The sequence below is a fragment of the Acinetobacter sp. ABJ_C4_1 genome, assembly GCF_044538495.1.
GTDB lineage: Bacteria > Pseudomonadota > Gammaproteobacteria > Pseudomonadales > Moraxellaceae > Acinetobacter > Acinetobacter nosocomialis_A.
Window position 1 is genome coordinate 55,136 of the sequence record NZ_JBIUCQ010000009.1, and the last position, 13,843, is coordinate 68,978.

Annotated in this window: 12 protein-coding genes; 5 read left to right on the forward strand and 7 right to left on the reverse strand. The window is 39.8% G+C overall.

All coding sequences use genetic code 11. The features are described 5' to 3' along the window. The first annotated feature begins 96 nt into the window (after positions 1–96). Both ACIF8R_RS12155 and ACIF8R_RS12160 read left to right on the forward strand, forming a co-directional pair. The gene (locus ACIF8R_RS12155; RefSeq protein WP_263614548.1) at positions 97–738 is read left to right on the forward strand and encodes a hemolysin III family protein; all 642 of its coding nucleotides are present in this window, start codon (positions 97–99) and stop codon (positions 736–738) included. 134 nt (positions 739–872) lie between these two features. Then, positions 873–2,183, forward strand: a complete 1,311-nt coding sequence (locus ACIF8R_RS12160; protein WP_263614549.1) for an MFS transporter — start codon at positions 873–875, stop codon at positions 2,181–2,183. 68 nt (positions 2,184–2,251) lie between these two features. Here the strand turns inward: ACIF8R_RS12160 and ACIF8R_RS12165 are convergent, their stop codons facing one another. Both ACIF8R_RS12165 and secA read right to left on the reverse strand, forming a co-directional pair. Beyond that, positions 2,252–2,695: a hypothetical protein gene (locus ACIF8R_RS12165; RefSeq protein WP_039246416.1), complete on the reverse strand. Its 444-nt coding sequence runs from the start codon at positions 2,693–2,695 to the stop codon at positions 2,252–2,254. Positions 2,696–2,825: 130 nt separating this feature from the next. Beyond that, the gene (gene secA / locus ACIF8R_RS12170; protein WP_396480999.1) at positions 2,826–5,549 is read right to left on the reverse strand and encodes a preprotein translocase subunit SecA; all 2,724 of its coding nucleotides are present in this window, start codon (positions 5,547–5,549) and stop codon (positions 2,826–2,828) included. A gap of 406 nt (positions 5,550–5,955) precedes the next feature. Between secA and ACIF8R_RS12175 the strand changes: the two genes are divergently transcribed. The 3 genes from ACIF8R_RS12175 (at position 5,956) to ACIF8R_RS12185 (ending at position 8,452) form a co-directional block, all read left to right on the forward strand. After that, positions 5,956–6,606, forward strand: coding sequence for a peroxiredoxin (locus tag ACIF8R_RS12175; protein ID WP_396481001.1), 651 nt, complete (start codon positions 5,956–5,958; stop codon positions 6,604–6,606). A gap of 458 nt (positions 6,607–7,064) precedes the next feature. Beyond that, positions 7,065–7,877, forward strand: a complete 813-nt coding sequence (locus ACIF8R_RS12180) for an MBL fold metallo-hydrolase (RefSeq protein ID WP_396481092.1) — start codon at positions 7,065–7,067, stop codon at positions 7,875–7,877. After that, complete coding sequence (locus ACIF8R_RS12185; RefSeq protein ID WP_311069862.1) at positions 7,874–8,452, forward strand: dual specificity protein phosphatase family protein; 579 nt, start codon at positions 7,874–7,876, stop codon at positions 8,450–8,452. The genes ACIF8R_RS12180 and ACIF8R_RS12185 overlap by 4 nt, the downstream gene beginning before the upstream one ends. A 28-nt stretch (positions 8,453–8,480) precedes the next feature. On the opposite strand, the gene ACIF8R_RS12190 is transcribed toward ACIF8R_RS12185, so the two are convergent. The 5 genes from ACIF8R_RS12190 to ACIF8R_RS12210 all read right to left on the reverse strand — a co-directional run bounded on the left by ACIF8R_RS12190 (position 8,481) and on the right by ACIF8R_RS12210 (position 13,803). Further along, positions 8,481–9,539 (reverse strand): SPOR domain-containing protein, encoded by a 1,059-nt coding sequence (locus tag ACIF8R_RS12190; RefSeq protein ID WP_396481003.1) that lies wholly within the window; start codon positions 9,537–9,539, stop codon positions 8,481–8,483. After that, positions 9,530–10,816 (reverse strand): bifunctional tetrahydrofolate synthase/dihydrofolate synthase, encoded by a 1,287-nt coding sequence (gene folC, locus ACIF8R_RS12195; protein ID WP_396481005.1) that lies wholly within the window; start codon positions 10,814–10,816, stop codon positions 9,530–9,532. Before folC ends, ACIF8R_RS12190 begins: the two co-directional genes overlap by 10 nt. After that, entirely contained in the window at positions 10,813–11,709 is an 897-nt protein-coding gene (gene accD, locus ACIF8R_RS12200) for an acetyl-CoA carboxylase, carboxyltransferase subunit beta (RefSeq protein WP_004705709.1), read from the reverse strand. Before accD ends, folC begins: the two co-directional genes overlap by 4 nt. Next, positions 11,706–12,509: a tryptophan synthase subunit alpha gene (gene trpA, locus ACIF8R_RS12205; protein ID WP_016804527.1), complete on the reverse strand. Its 804-nt coding sequence runs from the start codon at positions 12,507–12,509 to the stop codon at positions 11,706–11,708. Before trpA ends, accD begins: the two co-directional genes overlap by 4 nt. A gap of 244 nt (positions 12,510–12,753) precedes the next feature. Further along, entirely contained in the window at positions 12,754–13,803 is a 1,050-nt protein-coding gene (locus ACIF8R_RS12210) for an AraC family transcriptional regulator ligand-binding domain-containing protein (protein ID WP_396481007.1), read from the reverse strand. Between the last annotated feature and the right edge of the window lie 40 nt (positions 13,804–13,843).

Here is a 13,843-nt window from a genome sequence, read left to right on the forward strand (position 1 = left end):
AACTGAAAGTTTAAAGGGTATAGGATTAAAAATAAAATAACTTTACGACTGTTTTGCATTTCTATACATTTGTATTTTTAATCAAAAAATAAACTTATGAGCAAATCGGTGTTAGAAACTTACGATCCTAAAGAAGAACTTTTTAATGCCTACAGCCATGGTGCTGGCGTTGTTATGGCCGTGGTTGCCTCTATCCTTTTAATTATGAAAGGATCTTATCTTTCCACCGGGCAGTGGATCGGTTTATGGGTATACTCATTTAGTCTGATTCTCGTTTTTACCAGCTCGACTCTGTATCATTTTGCGCAGACCCAAAACTTACGTTACTGGTATAAGAAACTCGACCACACCGCTATTTATTATTTAATTGCCGGTACATATACCCCATTCTTAAGCATTGCGATACCTACACAAAAAGCCCATGTTTTACTTATTGCTCTCTGGAGCATTGCTGCAATTGGTACACTTTTCAAGTTAGTTTTTATTCACCGTTTTCAGAAAATTTCATTACTTGCTTATGTTCTTATGGGGTGGCTTGCCGTTTTTGTAATGGATGATATGCGTACCTATTTAAGTAAAGACGCTTTGATGTTATTGATTACTGGAGGTTTAGCTTACACTGTTGGAGCATTGTTTTACGCGTTAAAAAAGGTAAGATATACCCATGCGATATGGCATATTTTTGTACTTTTAGGTGCAGGTGCACACTTTCTTGCAATCTATTGGTACGTTGTTTAATCCATTTTTCACTCATATTCAGTGATCCTGAAAGAGTCATGGATGATGTTCTTTCACACTATTCTTTTGAGAAAAATATGCCTTTAAAGAGAATAGTAAACTAAAAATAAATTTTAACTTATATAAGGACTTATATGGAGTCAACCTCTGCGACAGCTGCTCCTGTAGTAGCCACCAATTCGAAAACACGAGTTTTATTTGCAAGCTTAGTCGGTACAACCATTGAGTTCTTCGACTTTTACATCTATGCAACTGCTGCCGTGATTATTTTTCCTCACCTATTTTTCCCTGCCAGCAGTGGCAGTGCTGCCGTTTTACAATCACTCGCAACATTCGCAATTGCCTTTATTGCCCGCCCTATTGGTGCAGCACTATTTGGTCACTTAGGGGATCGAATCGGTCGTAAAGCAACACTAGTGGCAGCTTTGCTGACTATGGGTATATCAACGGTATGTATTGGCTTACTTCCGACTTATGCTCAAATCGGGATTGTGGCTCCATTATTATTAGCAGCCTGCCGTCTAGGACAAGGCTTAGGTCTAGGGGGTGAATGGAGTGGCGCTGTACTACTTGCAACTGAAAATGCACCAGAAGGTAAGCGTGCATGGTATGGCATGTTCCCACAGCTTGGTGCGCCTATTGGTTTTATTTTAGCAACGGGTTCATTCTTACTTTTAAGTGCAGCTATTCCTGAACAAGCATTCATGCAATGGGGCTGGCGCATTCCTTTTATCGCAAGTGCGATTTTAGTTATTGTGGGTCTATATATCCGTTTAAAACTCCATGAAACTCCAGCGTTCCAAAAAGTTTTAGATAAACAAAAAGAAGTTAATATTCCATTTAAAGAAGTCGTTACCAAACATACAGGTAAACTTATTCTCGGCACGATTGCCGCAATCTGTACCTTCGTTGTGTTTTATCTAACTACAGTGTTTGCGCTTAACTGGGGAACGACAAAACTGGGTTATGCACGTGGTGAGTTTTTAGAACTTCAACTTTTTGCGACACTTTGTTTTGCAGCTTTCATTCCTTTATCTGCTATTTTTGCAGAGAAATTTGGACGTAAAGCAACTTCAGTTGGCGTATGTATCGCTGCTGCGATCTTCGGATTATTCTTCTCTAGCATGTTAGAGTCTGGAAATACGCTCATCGTCTTTCTTTTCTTATGTACTGGCCTATCAATTATGGGTTTGACCTATGGCCCGATTGGTACAGTTCTTTCTGAAATTTTCCCAACTTCAGTTCGTTATACAGGTTCAGCATTAACCTTTAACTTGGCTGGTATTTTTGGCGCATCGTTTGCCCCACTCATTGCTACAAAACTTGCTGAAACTTATGGTTTATATGCGGTTGGATATTATCTGACAGCAGCATCACTTTTATCATTAGTCGCATTTTTATTGATACGTGAAACAAAGAACGTAGATGTGAATAATCAGATTTAAGTATTTTCAAACATCCTCATATAAAAAAAGCCGGTTCAAAATTGACCGGCTTTTTTTATATATGAAAATTAATTCATTGAAGCAGGGTTTGCTGGCGCAACACTGTTTGTTGGTGCTGGAGCCGTTACATTACTTGCTGCTACAGCTGCTGCACCCGCAACTGCTGCTTCACCAATTAAAGCAATTTTTGCTTTTTCTTGGCTTTTTGCAGATAAGGCTGGGTTAGTTGCCACAATACGATTAATGTTTGCAGAGTTTGCTGGAGCAATCGCAGCAGTTTGTAAAATGATTGGGCGATTACCTGTATTACCCAATGTATAACGAATACCTGTACGAGGGCTAATTACCGTCGTATTCTCTTGTTTCACTACAGCCTGAGCCGAAGTTGGGCCTTTTGCGGCAAGAACCTTATCAACCGTTGTGGTTTGAGGGGCTGAAGCTGTTTCTGCTGCGAAAACAAAACTTGGTACAGCAAGAACAGTTAAAAATAAAGGTTGTAATACTTTTTTCATTGTCTTTCCAACATACACTCTGGATGAGAAGTAAATAGCATTTAATACTTAAAACTGCAAACATTATTCACAGGCTTACTACAAACATAAAAAAAGCAGAACAATTGTTCTGCTTTTTTTATCAAGCAAATTAAATTTTGCCGTGACACTGCTTATATTTTAAACCAGAACCACATGGACATGGTGCATTACGGCTTTCTGGTACTGGGAACATTTGTTGTTCATCAGTCGACTCGTTGAGTGCTTCTTGAGAAGCAGTCACTGCACCTGTTAAGCCATCCACATCATCATGTTCAAAAGAAAGCTTCATCGACTCAGCTTGCTGCTGCTGTTGAGCTTCCATTTCTGCAAGTTCTTCTGGTGTTGGAATATGTACACGAGACAAATCAGTCACAACATCAGTTTTAATGACGCCTAACATGTTCACAAACAAGTTAAATGCTTCTTTTTTGTATTCCTGTTCTGGGTTCTTTTGCGCATAGCCACGTAAGTGGATACCTTGACGCAAATAATCCATTGCAGCCAAATGATCTTTCCAGTGGCGATCAAGAGAGTTTAGAACGAAATGACGTTCAAGCATTGCTGCTGACTCATCACCCATTTGCGCACGGCGTTGACGATAACGTTCAAGCACTTCGTCACTAATACGCTCAACCAGACCTTCTTCATCAAGACGACGATCTTGTTCTAACCATTCTTGAACTGGAAGCTCAATACCTAAATCAATACGTAAAGCATTTTCCAAACCTTCAATATCCCATTGGTCATGAATTGACTCAGGTGGAATAAAGTTGGCAATCATGGCTTGCATGACTTCACGATGCATTTCTTCGACGTAATCTTGTAAAGTATTTTCAGCTAACACTTCATCACGTTGTGAATAAATGATCTTACGTTGTTCATTATTCACGTCATCGTATTTCAATAAGTTCTTACGAATATCGAAGTTACGTGCTTCAACTTTACGCTGAGCATTTTCGATAGAACGACTTACCATTTTGTGTTCAATCGCTTCATTTTCTTGTAAGCCCATTGCACGCATCATGGCAACAACACGGTCACCTGCGAAAATACGCATGAGGTCATCTTCAAGAGATAAATAGAAACGAGAAACACCAGGGTCACCTTGACGGCCCGCACGACCACGTAACTGGTTGTCAATACGGCGTGATTCATGGCGTTCAGAACCAATAATGTGCAAACCACCTGCTTGCAATACATCTTCGTGGTCCTGTTCCCACTGTGCTTTCAGACGTGCTTCATCTTCTGCTGTCGGGTTTTCAAGCTTGGCAAGTTTCGCTTTCCAGTTACCACCCAAGATAATATCTGTACCACGACCAGCCATGTTGGTTGCAATTGTTACTGCATTCGGGCTACCCGCCTGAGCAATAATGTCTGCTTCACGCTCGTGCTGTTTAGCGTTCAACACTTCATGGTGAATACCAGCTTGCATCAACTTAGAAGATAGAATTTCACTGGCTTCAATGGTTGCCGTACCAATTAGAATCGGCGCAACACCTTGTTCGCGAATATTCATAATTTCTTGAATAATCGCATTATATTTGCCATTACGGTTTAAATAGATTAAATCGTTTTGGTCGTTACGAATCATTGGACGGTGAGTTGGAATAATCACAACATCAAGACCGTAAATTTCTTTCATTTCCGCTGCTTCAGTATCAGCAGTACCTGTCATACCTGAAAGCTTTTTATAAAGACGGAAATAGTTCTGGAATGTAGTCGTTGCTAAAGTCTGGTTTTCAGGCTGAATTTCCAAACCTTCTTTTGCTTCAACTGCTTGGTGTAAACCTTCTGACCAACGACGACCCGGCATTGTACGGCCAGTATGCTCATCAACAATGATGACTTCACCATCATGAATAATATAATGAACGTCACGTTGGAATAAGAAGTGCGCACGAATAGCGGCAGATACATGGTGAACAAGGTTTAGGTTTGTTGCTGAATATAAGCTTTCGCCTTCAGCCAACAAGCCCATTTGAATGAGTTCTTGTTCTACAGTTTCATAACCGATTTCAGTCATTTCAACTGAACGCTGCTTTTCATCAATCCAGAAATGACCACCATCAGCAACTTTTTCTTCTTTTTGCGGACGTAATTTTGGTGGAATCGTATTGATTGCAGTATAGAGGTGTGAAGAGTCTTCACTTTGGCCAGAAATAATTAATGGCGTACGCGCCTCATCAATTAAGATTGAGTCAACTTCATCGATAATGGCATAGTGCAAACCACGTTGTTTCTTTTCTGCTAAAGAAAACACCATGTTGTCACGTAAATAGTCAAAACCAAATTCGTTGTTGGTACCATAGGTAATGTCAGCCAGGTAAGCCGCTGCTTTTTCTGACGGTTCTTGCATTGAATAAATTGTACCAATGCTTAAACCTAAAAACTCAAATAATGGACGGTTTAACTCGGCGTCACGCTGTGCCAAGTAATCGTTCACGGTAATCACATGAACGCCTTCACCACTTAATGCATTTAGGTAACACGCCAAAGTACCCATAAGGGTTTTACCTTCACCAGTACGCATTTCGGCAATTTTGCCTTCGTGAAGAGTAATACCACCAATCAATTGCACATCATAATGACGCATGCCCATTACACGTTTTGCTGCCTCACGACAAACCGCAAACGCTTCTGGGAGTAACTTATCTAAACTTTCGCCATTGTTATAACGTTGTTTGAATTCTGGAGTTTTTGCAGATAAGTCTGCATCGCTTAAAGCTGATATCGTCGGCTCGAGCGCATTGATTTGCTCAACAATTTTGCGCATGCGTTTGAGTTCACGCTCATTTTTTGTACCGAAGATACCTCCGATCAGACTTGCCAACATGGATAAACTCTCTAAATCTTGCTTGGTCAAATGAATAAATTTTTTCTCAGTCGTTTATTATGGTGTCAGAAATTTGAAGTACAAGGGGTTTGCACAAAACCCATAAAAAAAATCTGATAGTTAGATAAACGGTTTTACCGTTTATCTAAGCCCATTTAATGCATCTGGCACCCAAAACTCAACATTAACGCTTATCTATTGAACACAACTTCCGAGAAATCTAATTTAGCAAATTTATCTTAAAGTTACATTGATTCAGTCCATAAATTAACGAGTTTTAGTCATATATATTTACACTTATATAAAAAGTTCATAATAAAATACAAAAACAATAATTTTAATAATAAATAAATTGCGGCATAGTCATTTCAACATATAACAAATTTTAAGCAACTGAGGACAGATCATGACATTACGATTAGGAGACACTGCCCCTGATTTTCAACAAGAATCAAGCGAAGGCACAATTAGTTTTTATGATTTTCTAGGTGATAGTTGGGGCATTTTATTTTCTCATCCCGCTGACTATACACCTGTATGTACAACAGAATTAGGCTATACAGCGAAATTAAAAGATGAATTTGAAAAACGTAATGTTAAAGCGATTGCCTTATCTGTAGATGACGTAGAATCGCATAAAGGCTGGATTAACGACATTAACGAAACTCAAAATACTACGGTTAATTTTCCAATTATTGCTGACAAAGACCGTAAAGTATCTGAGCTCTATGGCTTTATTCATCCAAATGCCAGTGAAACACTTACCGTTCGTTCTTTGGTCATTATTGATCCGAACAAAAAAGTTCGTTTAATTATTACCTACCCTGCTTCAACTGGTCGTAACTTCAACGAAGTCTTACGTGTCGTGGATTCATTACAATTAACCGATAAGCATAAAGTGGCTACTCCAGCGAACTGGCAGCAAGGTGAAGATGTTGTGATTGTTCCTTCTTTAAAAGATGAGGAAGAAATTAAACAACGTTTCCCTAAAGGTTATACCGCAGTAAAACCTTACTTGCGCCTCACACCACAGCCTGAAAGTAATAAAGCCGACTAAAGGCTTTATTACTTGCAAGACAAACGCAGTGCGTAGGCAAACATCCGAATTTTCCTAATAGAATGACAAAATGCGGTGATTTTAAAGCCCTTTAAAAAGGCTTTAATCAAAGCGCAAGACAAACGTAGTGCGTAGGTAAACATTTGAAAATTGACTACAAGACAAGCGAAGCGCGTAGGCAAACATTTGAAAATTTGACTACAAGACAAACGCAGTGTGTAGGCAAACACTTGAAAAGTTGACTACAAGATAAAAGCGTAGGCAGGTATCTGAGAGATTCCCTGTAAGACACAATGATTAGAAAAAACGCAAAGAAAAATAACTAAAGCACATACACGAATGTTTCCATCTCCAAGCCATCTCACCCGATGGCTTTTTTTTTCATTATTGAATACACATGGTTTTTACTGTCGAGATCAGTTATAACTCCCAAGGAGTTTGTGCAAAAAACAACAATCATGATCCATAAAATTCATCATTTAAAATGCGGCAGTATGTGCCCTGTCTGCGCGCCTTTATTTGGGCAGAAAGGCTGGAAAGCCGAAGTTGTATGTCATTGTCTTTTAGTAGAGACGGACCGCGGGCTTGTACTGATTGATACAGGATTTGGTCTGCAAGACTATTTACACATGCAACAGCGCCTTGGCTCTTTAGTCAAACGTTTGGGGAAAATTGAGGCGAATCTTGAATTCAGTGCAATCCAGCAAATACAAAAATTGGGATTCCATCCTAAAGATGTACAACACATCTTTGTAACTCACCTCGACTTTGACCATGCAGGAGGCATTTCAGACTTTCCTCATGCCACAGTTCATGTCTTAGCCACTGAATATAATGCTGCACAATTACCTAATTTTAAAGGTAAGCTTCGGTATAGAACCAATCAATATAATCAGCATCGATACTGGAATTTCGTTGAATATCAGCAAGGTGAAAAATGGTTTAATCTTGAAAAAGTAAAAGGTTTCCCGTTATTCCAAGATGAAATTTTAATGGTGCCATTATTAGGCCATTCCGCTGGACATTGTGGTATTGCCATCAAACAACAAAATCAGTGGTTATTGTTTTGCGGAGATGCTTACTACTCACATCTAGAGTTAAATCCTGCAAATAAATTAAGATCACTTAGCCTTCTGGAAAAAACATTTGCAGAAGATAATGAAAAGCGTCTTATTAACCTTAAAAAATTACAGCATTTGGCTCAACATGAGCCAACGATTGAAATTATTTGTGCCCATGATCCTCATGAGCTTCGACGGTATCAAACATGAAAAAATTCTCACTCATTGCCCTAGTTCTGTGTTTAAACCTACAGGGATGTATGCAACATGAAAGCATTGCACATGAGCATAGACCCAAAGATTGGGGAACTTTAGTTTCGCAAACACATAATTTCTATCAAGTGAGCAATGATGTTTTTCGTAGCGAACAACCAAATGCTGCAATGATTCCCGAATTAAAACGCTATCAAATCGGAACTATTATTAATTTAAGAGCTAAAGATTCAGATGAATTAGTATTTAAAAATGAGAATTTTAATCTTGTTCACGTTCCTATCGACACGTGGGCAATTAATAGACAAGACCTGTTAGAAGTCATGCAGCAAATTAAAATTGCCAAGCAAAATAACCAACGTGTTTTATTACATTGTTACCATGGTTCAGACCGTACTGGTGCCAGCGTTGCGATGTATCGAATTATTTTTGAACACTGGGCAATTGATGATGCAGTTAAAGAAATGAAGGAAGGCGGATATGGTTATCATATTATTTGGAAAAATATTGACCGTTTATTCACCCCTGAAAATGTAAAATGGATTCAACAACAATTGTCGAATCCATCTTAACTAGATCTTGAATAAACCTTAGATCAGATTAGCGTTGATCTAATGGTACCCAATCAATGACCCAAGCTGACTTCATGTTTAAACTAGAGTCAGACGTAATTTTCTTACGAGCTGCATCTGCTGTATCACGGTCTTTTGCTGGTCCAACCATAATACGAATACCTTTACTGGTTGGACTTGTCGTGACCTTATAACCTTTAGCGCGTAGTTTAGAAACAACAGCATCTGCATTTGCCTGATTAGCAGCCAATGCAACCTGTACCATCCACTTTTTATCGCCATTTTCAAGCAGCTCACGCGCTTTTTCAGCTTCAGCTTTTTTCTCAGCCTCGGCTTTATGCTTAGCTTCAGCTTTCTTTTCTGCTTCAGCATGTTTCTTTGCTTCAGCTTTCTTTTCAGCCTCAGCCTGATGTTTAGCTTCTTCAGCCTTTTTATCAGCTTCAGCCTTATGCTTTTTAGCTTCAGCAGCTTTCTTTTCTGCCTCGGCTTGTTTCTTAGCTTCGGCTGCTTTTTTATCAGCTTCAGCCTGACGTTTTGCCTCAGCCGCTTTTTTGTCGGCTTCAGCTTGTTTCTTTGCTTCAGCAGCTTTTTTATCTGCATCTGCTTTAGCTGTATCTACTGGCTTTTTTGTATCAGTCTGCTGTCCTTTTGCCTTACCTTCCCCACCTGCAACCTCAGGAGGGATATTATCCGAACTTTCTTGTGCAGCAGCACGACGAGCGTTAATCGCAGCATATTCTGCAGCAGCTTTACGCGCTGCGTCTGCCTCTGCCTGTTGTTGCATTGCCAAGAATTCGGCAGCACGAGCTTCTTGTTCCGCTACAGCTTTTTCACGGGAACGACGTTGCTCTTCAAGAAGACGTTTTTCTGTTTCCACATCCACTGCAAGCGGCTGTAGCTGTACCATCTGCCCTTCTTGTGCTGATTGCTTTGGTTTAGCTTGTGGCTTCGGTGATGTAGAGGTTTGTGGTTCAGCACCCACATGTTTTATTTCTTCATTTCCTTTTAGAAGTAATGCTGCCAATAAAACACCACCACCTAATAAAACAACGCCACCCATCCAGCGTTGTTTGTTATTCATTGACATTCTTCCAAATACTCCCAAATCGCTTCTAAAGTATGAAACGAACCACAGGCTAAAATCAGCTGATTGTTATTTGTTTGCTCAAGCGCTGATTTAAAAGCCTCTTTGATATTGCCAAATTGTTGTATTGTCTGGCCTTGTAAGGCGTCATTCAATTGCTGAATCGGTGCAGCACGCGGCACATTCAACTCAGCAATTTTCCAATGTAAAACAGTAGGTTTCAATAAATCGACTACTGATTTTATATCTTTATCTGCCAGCATTGAAAATACTGCGACAACTTCTGTGTACTGTTTATTGTATTCTAAGAAATTTCGCAATTGCTTTAACAAAAATTCAACACCATGTGGATTGTGTCCGGCATCAAAAATTATGGTTTTTCCATTGACTTGACGCACTTCAAAGCGTCCTGCCAAGCGTGCATTTTCAATACCCTGCTCTAGTGCCGATTGTGAGATTTCAAGGCCACTATTTAATACAGCAGCAACCGCTCCTGCAATATTTTCAATTGCAAGTGACCCTAGTGGTAGTTTTAAAGTAGTTCCTTCACTTGCAAAATACCAGTGTTTTCCATCACTGGCGAGTTTATAAAAATAGTCTCTATTAATTGCGTATAGCGTCGCTTGTGAACTATTGGCTTTATCTTGAATAGCTTGAGGTAAAACTTGCTCGCCTGCAAAAATTACAGGAATATCAGGGCGAATAATGCCTGCTTTTTCAAAAGCAATTTTCTCTATGGTATCGCCTAACCAGTCAGTGTGATCAAGACCGATATTGGTGATTACAGCAATATTAGGATCGATGACGTTGACAACATCAAGACGTCCGCCTAAACCGACTTCAAGCACCCATACGTCGCATTGGTGCTGCTTAAAAATGACAAAAGCAGCCAAAGTGGTTGCTTCAAAAAAAGATAGGCTTAAATCGCAATCGCGACGAGCCTGATCAACTTGCACAAAAGCGTCAATCAGGCTTTGATCATCAACCTCGACTCCACCTAACTTGACCCGTTCGTTAAAACGATAGATATGCGGTGATTGATACAACCCAACTTTATAGCCTTGCGCTTTTAATATAGACGCAAGTGTAGTTGTGGTTGAACCTTTCCCGTTTGTTCCGGCAACAGTAAAAACTTTAGCAGCGGGTTTAGTCACGCCTAATTTTTCAGCTACGGGAATAACACGTTCCAGACCAAGATCGATCCCTGTAACGTGAACATGGCTCCAATAATTGAGCCATGTATCTAAAGAGTCTGTTGAAAGTGGAGCTTGTTGTTTCAAGGTAAGTTCATCAATTTCGATACAAGTCGAGATACAGTATCACGTAAAGCATGACGATGAACAATCTGATCGATTACACCATGATCAAGCAAATATTCAGCACGTTGGAACGGTTCTTCCAATGTTTCACGTACAGTTTGCTCAATTACACGTTTACCAGCAAAGCCGATCATTGCTTTAGGTTCTGCAATATGGATATCACCCAACATTGCTAAAGAAGCTGTTACACCACCATATACTGGATGTGTTAACACCACGATATAAGGTAAACCCGCATCTTTTAATTTTTGAATTGCAGCAGAAGTACGCGCCATTTGCATAAGCGACAACATACCTTCTTGCATGCGTGCACCACCAGAAGCTGCAAAGCAGATTAATGGTTGGCGTTTTTCAATTGCAAGCTCAGCCGCCTGAACAAAACGGTCACCTACTACAGTACCCATTGAGCCGCCCATAAAGTCGAACTCAAAAGCACATGCAATCATGTCTACGCCATTTAAGTTACCTTGCATGGCAATTAATGCTTCCGTTTCACCAGTTTTAGTTTGCGCTTCACGCATACGTTCTGGATACGGTTTGCTATCAACAAATTTTAGTGGATCTTTCGCGCTAAACTCTTGACCTAATTCAGTCACAACATTGTCGAAGAACCAGTTTAAGCGATCGCGAGCTTTCATTTTTAAGTGTTCGTCACACTGTGGACATACATACGCGTTGAAAGATATAGCGGTACGTGTCACTAAAGCATGACATTCAGGGCACTCAATAGTCGGCTCAGTAAATGTTGCTTTGAGAGTCTGTTGCTCATCTGCAACTTCAATACCTGGAACTGGACGCTGTGTCCATGGCGTCGAAGGGCTAAGAACTTTCCCTGATTTCACTTCTTGATTCATACTAACTCATCGAGCGCTGCTCGAAGCTCCTTGACTTTATTCACCGTCTGTTCAACAGCTTCATCAGCTGTTAACGTTGCAAAAGATTTAACGAAAGCACTACCTACAATCACGGCATCTGCAACGCTACCCATCGCTTTCGCTGAAGCAGCATCACTAATTCCGAAACCAACGCCAACTGGAACGTTAGTTACACTTTTGATTTTTTCAATACGCGCAGCCGCTTCAGAAGTATCTAAAGTCGCTGCACCTGTTACACCCTTAAGTGAAACATAGTAGATAAAACCGCTTGCCTGATTTGCTACGTGTTGAATACGTTGATCAGTTGAAGTTGGTGCAAGTAAGAAGATTTGGTCCATATCATGCTGTTTTAAGATCGCACCAAATTCTTTTGACTCTTCTGGTGGTAAGTCCACAAGTAATAAGCCATCTACACCACATTGTTTCGCATAAGAAACAAACTTCTCATAACCAATCACTTCAACAGGATTGAGATAACCCATTAAAACTACAGGTGTTTCCTGATCCTGTTCACGAAACTCTTTTACCATGTTCAATGCATCTAATGTGTTAGTCCCTGCCGCAAGTGCGCGTTCCGCTGCAAGCGCAATAACAGGACCATCAGCCATTGGATCTGAAAATGGTAAACCAAGCTCAAGAACGTCTACTCCTGCCGCAACCATTTTATGAAGTAACGGAACAGTTACTTGTGGCTGTGGATCACCCGCCATAACATAAGATACAAGCGCTTTACGTTGTTGGGACTTAAGCTTTTCAAAACGGGTGGCAAGACGTGACATAGGGTTGTGCTTTCCTTGAATTATTTAAAATTGAGGAGTTGTTTGTAGAAATACAAGAACACCGCATTTTAACGCTATTTTTTGTTCATTGAACAGGTCTAACGTTATGGCGATATTCGATTGTATGATTCATACAACCCATGGCGTACATTTATCAATATTTTGAAACTTTTCTCAATGATCAAAGCTTCCTATTTTTGAGCCATTATTCGTTTGCAAATTGAATAAAAAAACATCAAAAACTCTATTTCTCTGTATTTTTATGGATGAGTTGCAATTGCTTTTTACGGGTTAATAAAGTTTGCCCTGTTAAATTTTTATGTGCCCTTGCAAGTGCAGACTGATCGGAATAACCCAACTGGTCAGCAATTGCAGTAAGACTTTCATTTTGACTTAACAATATCTCGCAGCGCTTCATACGTTCAGTATCTAAAATTAATTTAAATGAAGTGTTTAAGACCTGTAGTTGACGCTGCAAGCTTCGTACTGAAACATTAAGTTCGATGGCAATATCTTCTATTTTTGGAGCCTGCTGCTTATGCTTCAAATATTCTTGTACGATCCAATGTATTTGCTGAACTAAATCGGTATGTATTTTTCGTTGAACCAAAGCTTCTTCAGCTTGTTTCACTAAAAGCTGCACTAAAGTCGGATCTGCATGCTGGGGACGAACATTTAAGCTTTCACTTGCAAAAGTTAATGCATAGTACGGTCGGTCAAATGACAATTTGCACTGAAAGAAGCGTTGATAATGAACCAATGGCCCCCGAGGTCGGTGTACAAATTCGACATGCTGTAAAAGAAAATCATGTAAGGGAGCAATCTCCTTAGCAAGCTGTACCATTGCGGCTAAGGTTAACTCACTAAGTACAATATTACTGTCATCAACCAAAGGCCAATACAAGCGAATTTTGGAAGCATCTTGCTCAATTTGTATAGGTACAACTTGCTCTCCATCAATGACTAGACGGTGGAATTTAGCAATATACTTAACCACTTGACCTAAGGTATCACTTCTAGATGCCATGTAACCCAGCACGCCAAAGTTGGCAGGTGTAATACAAGCTGCCATTTCTAAAGCCAAATTAGTCACTTGTAATTGAGATTCAGTCAGTTCTAAAAGCTCAATAAAAAGATGTAAGGAGGACTGAGCATCAATAGAGGCAGATAAAATATTTTGTATTTGCCGAGTTTGAGTGTCATTTAAATTGAGTGACTGCCAAGCGATTCCCTTTTCTTTTAAATACGTATTCCAAAGATAAAAGTATCCATTTGAGATCGTAAACTCTTGCATGGCGTTTCCTTTTTTTACTGCCATCTTGTCGCAAACTGTA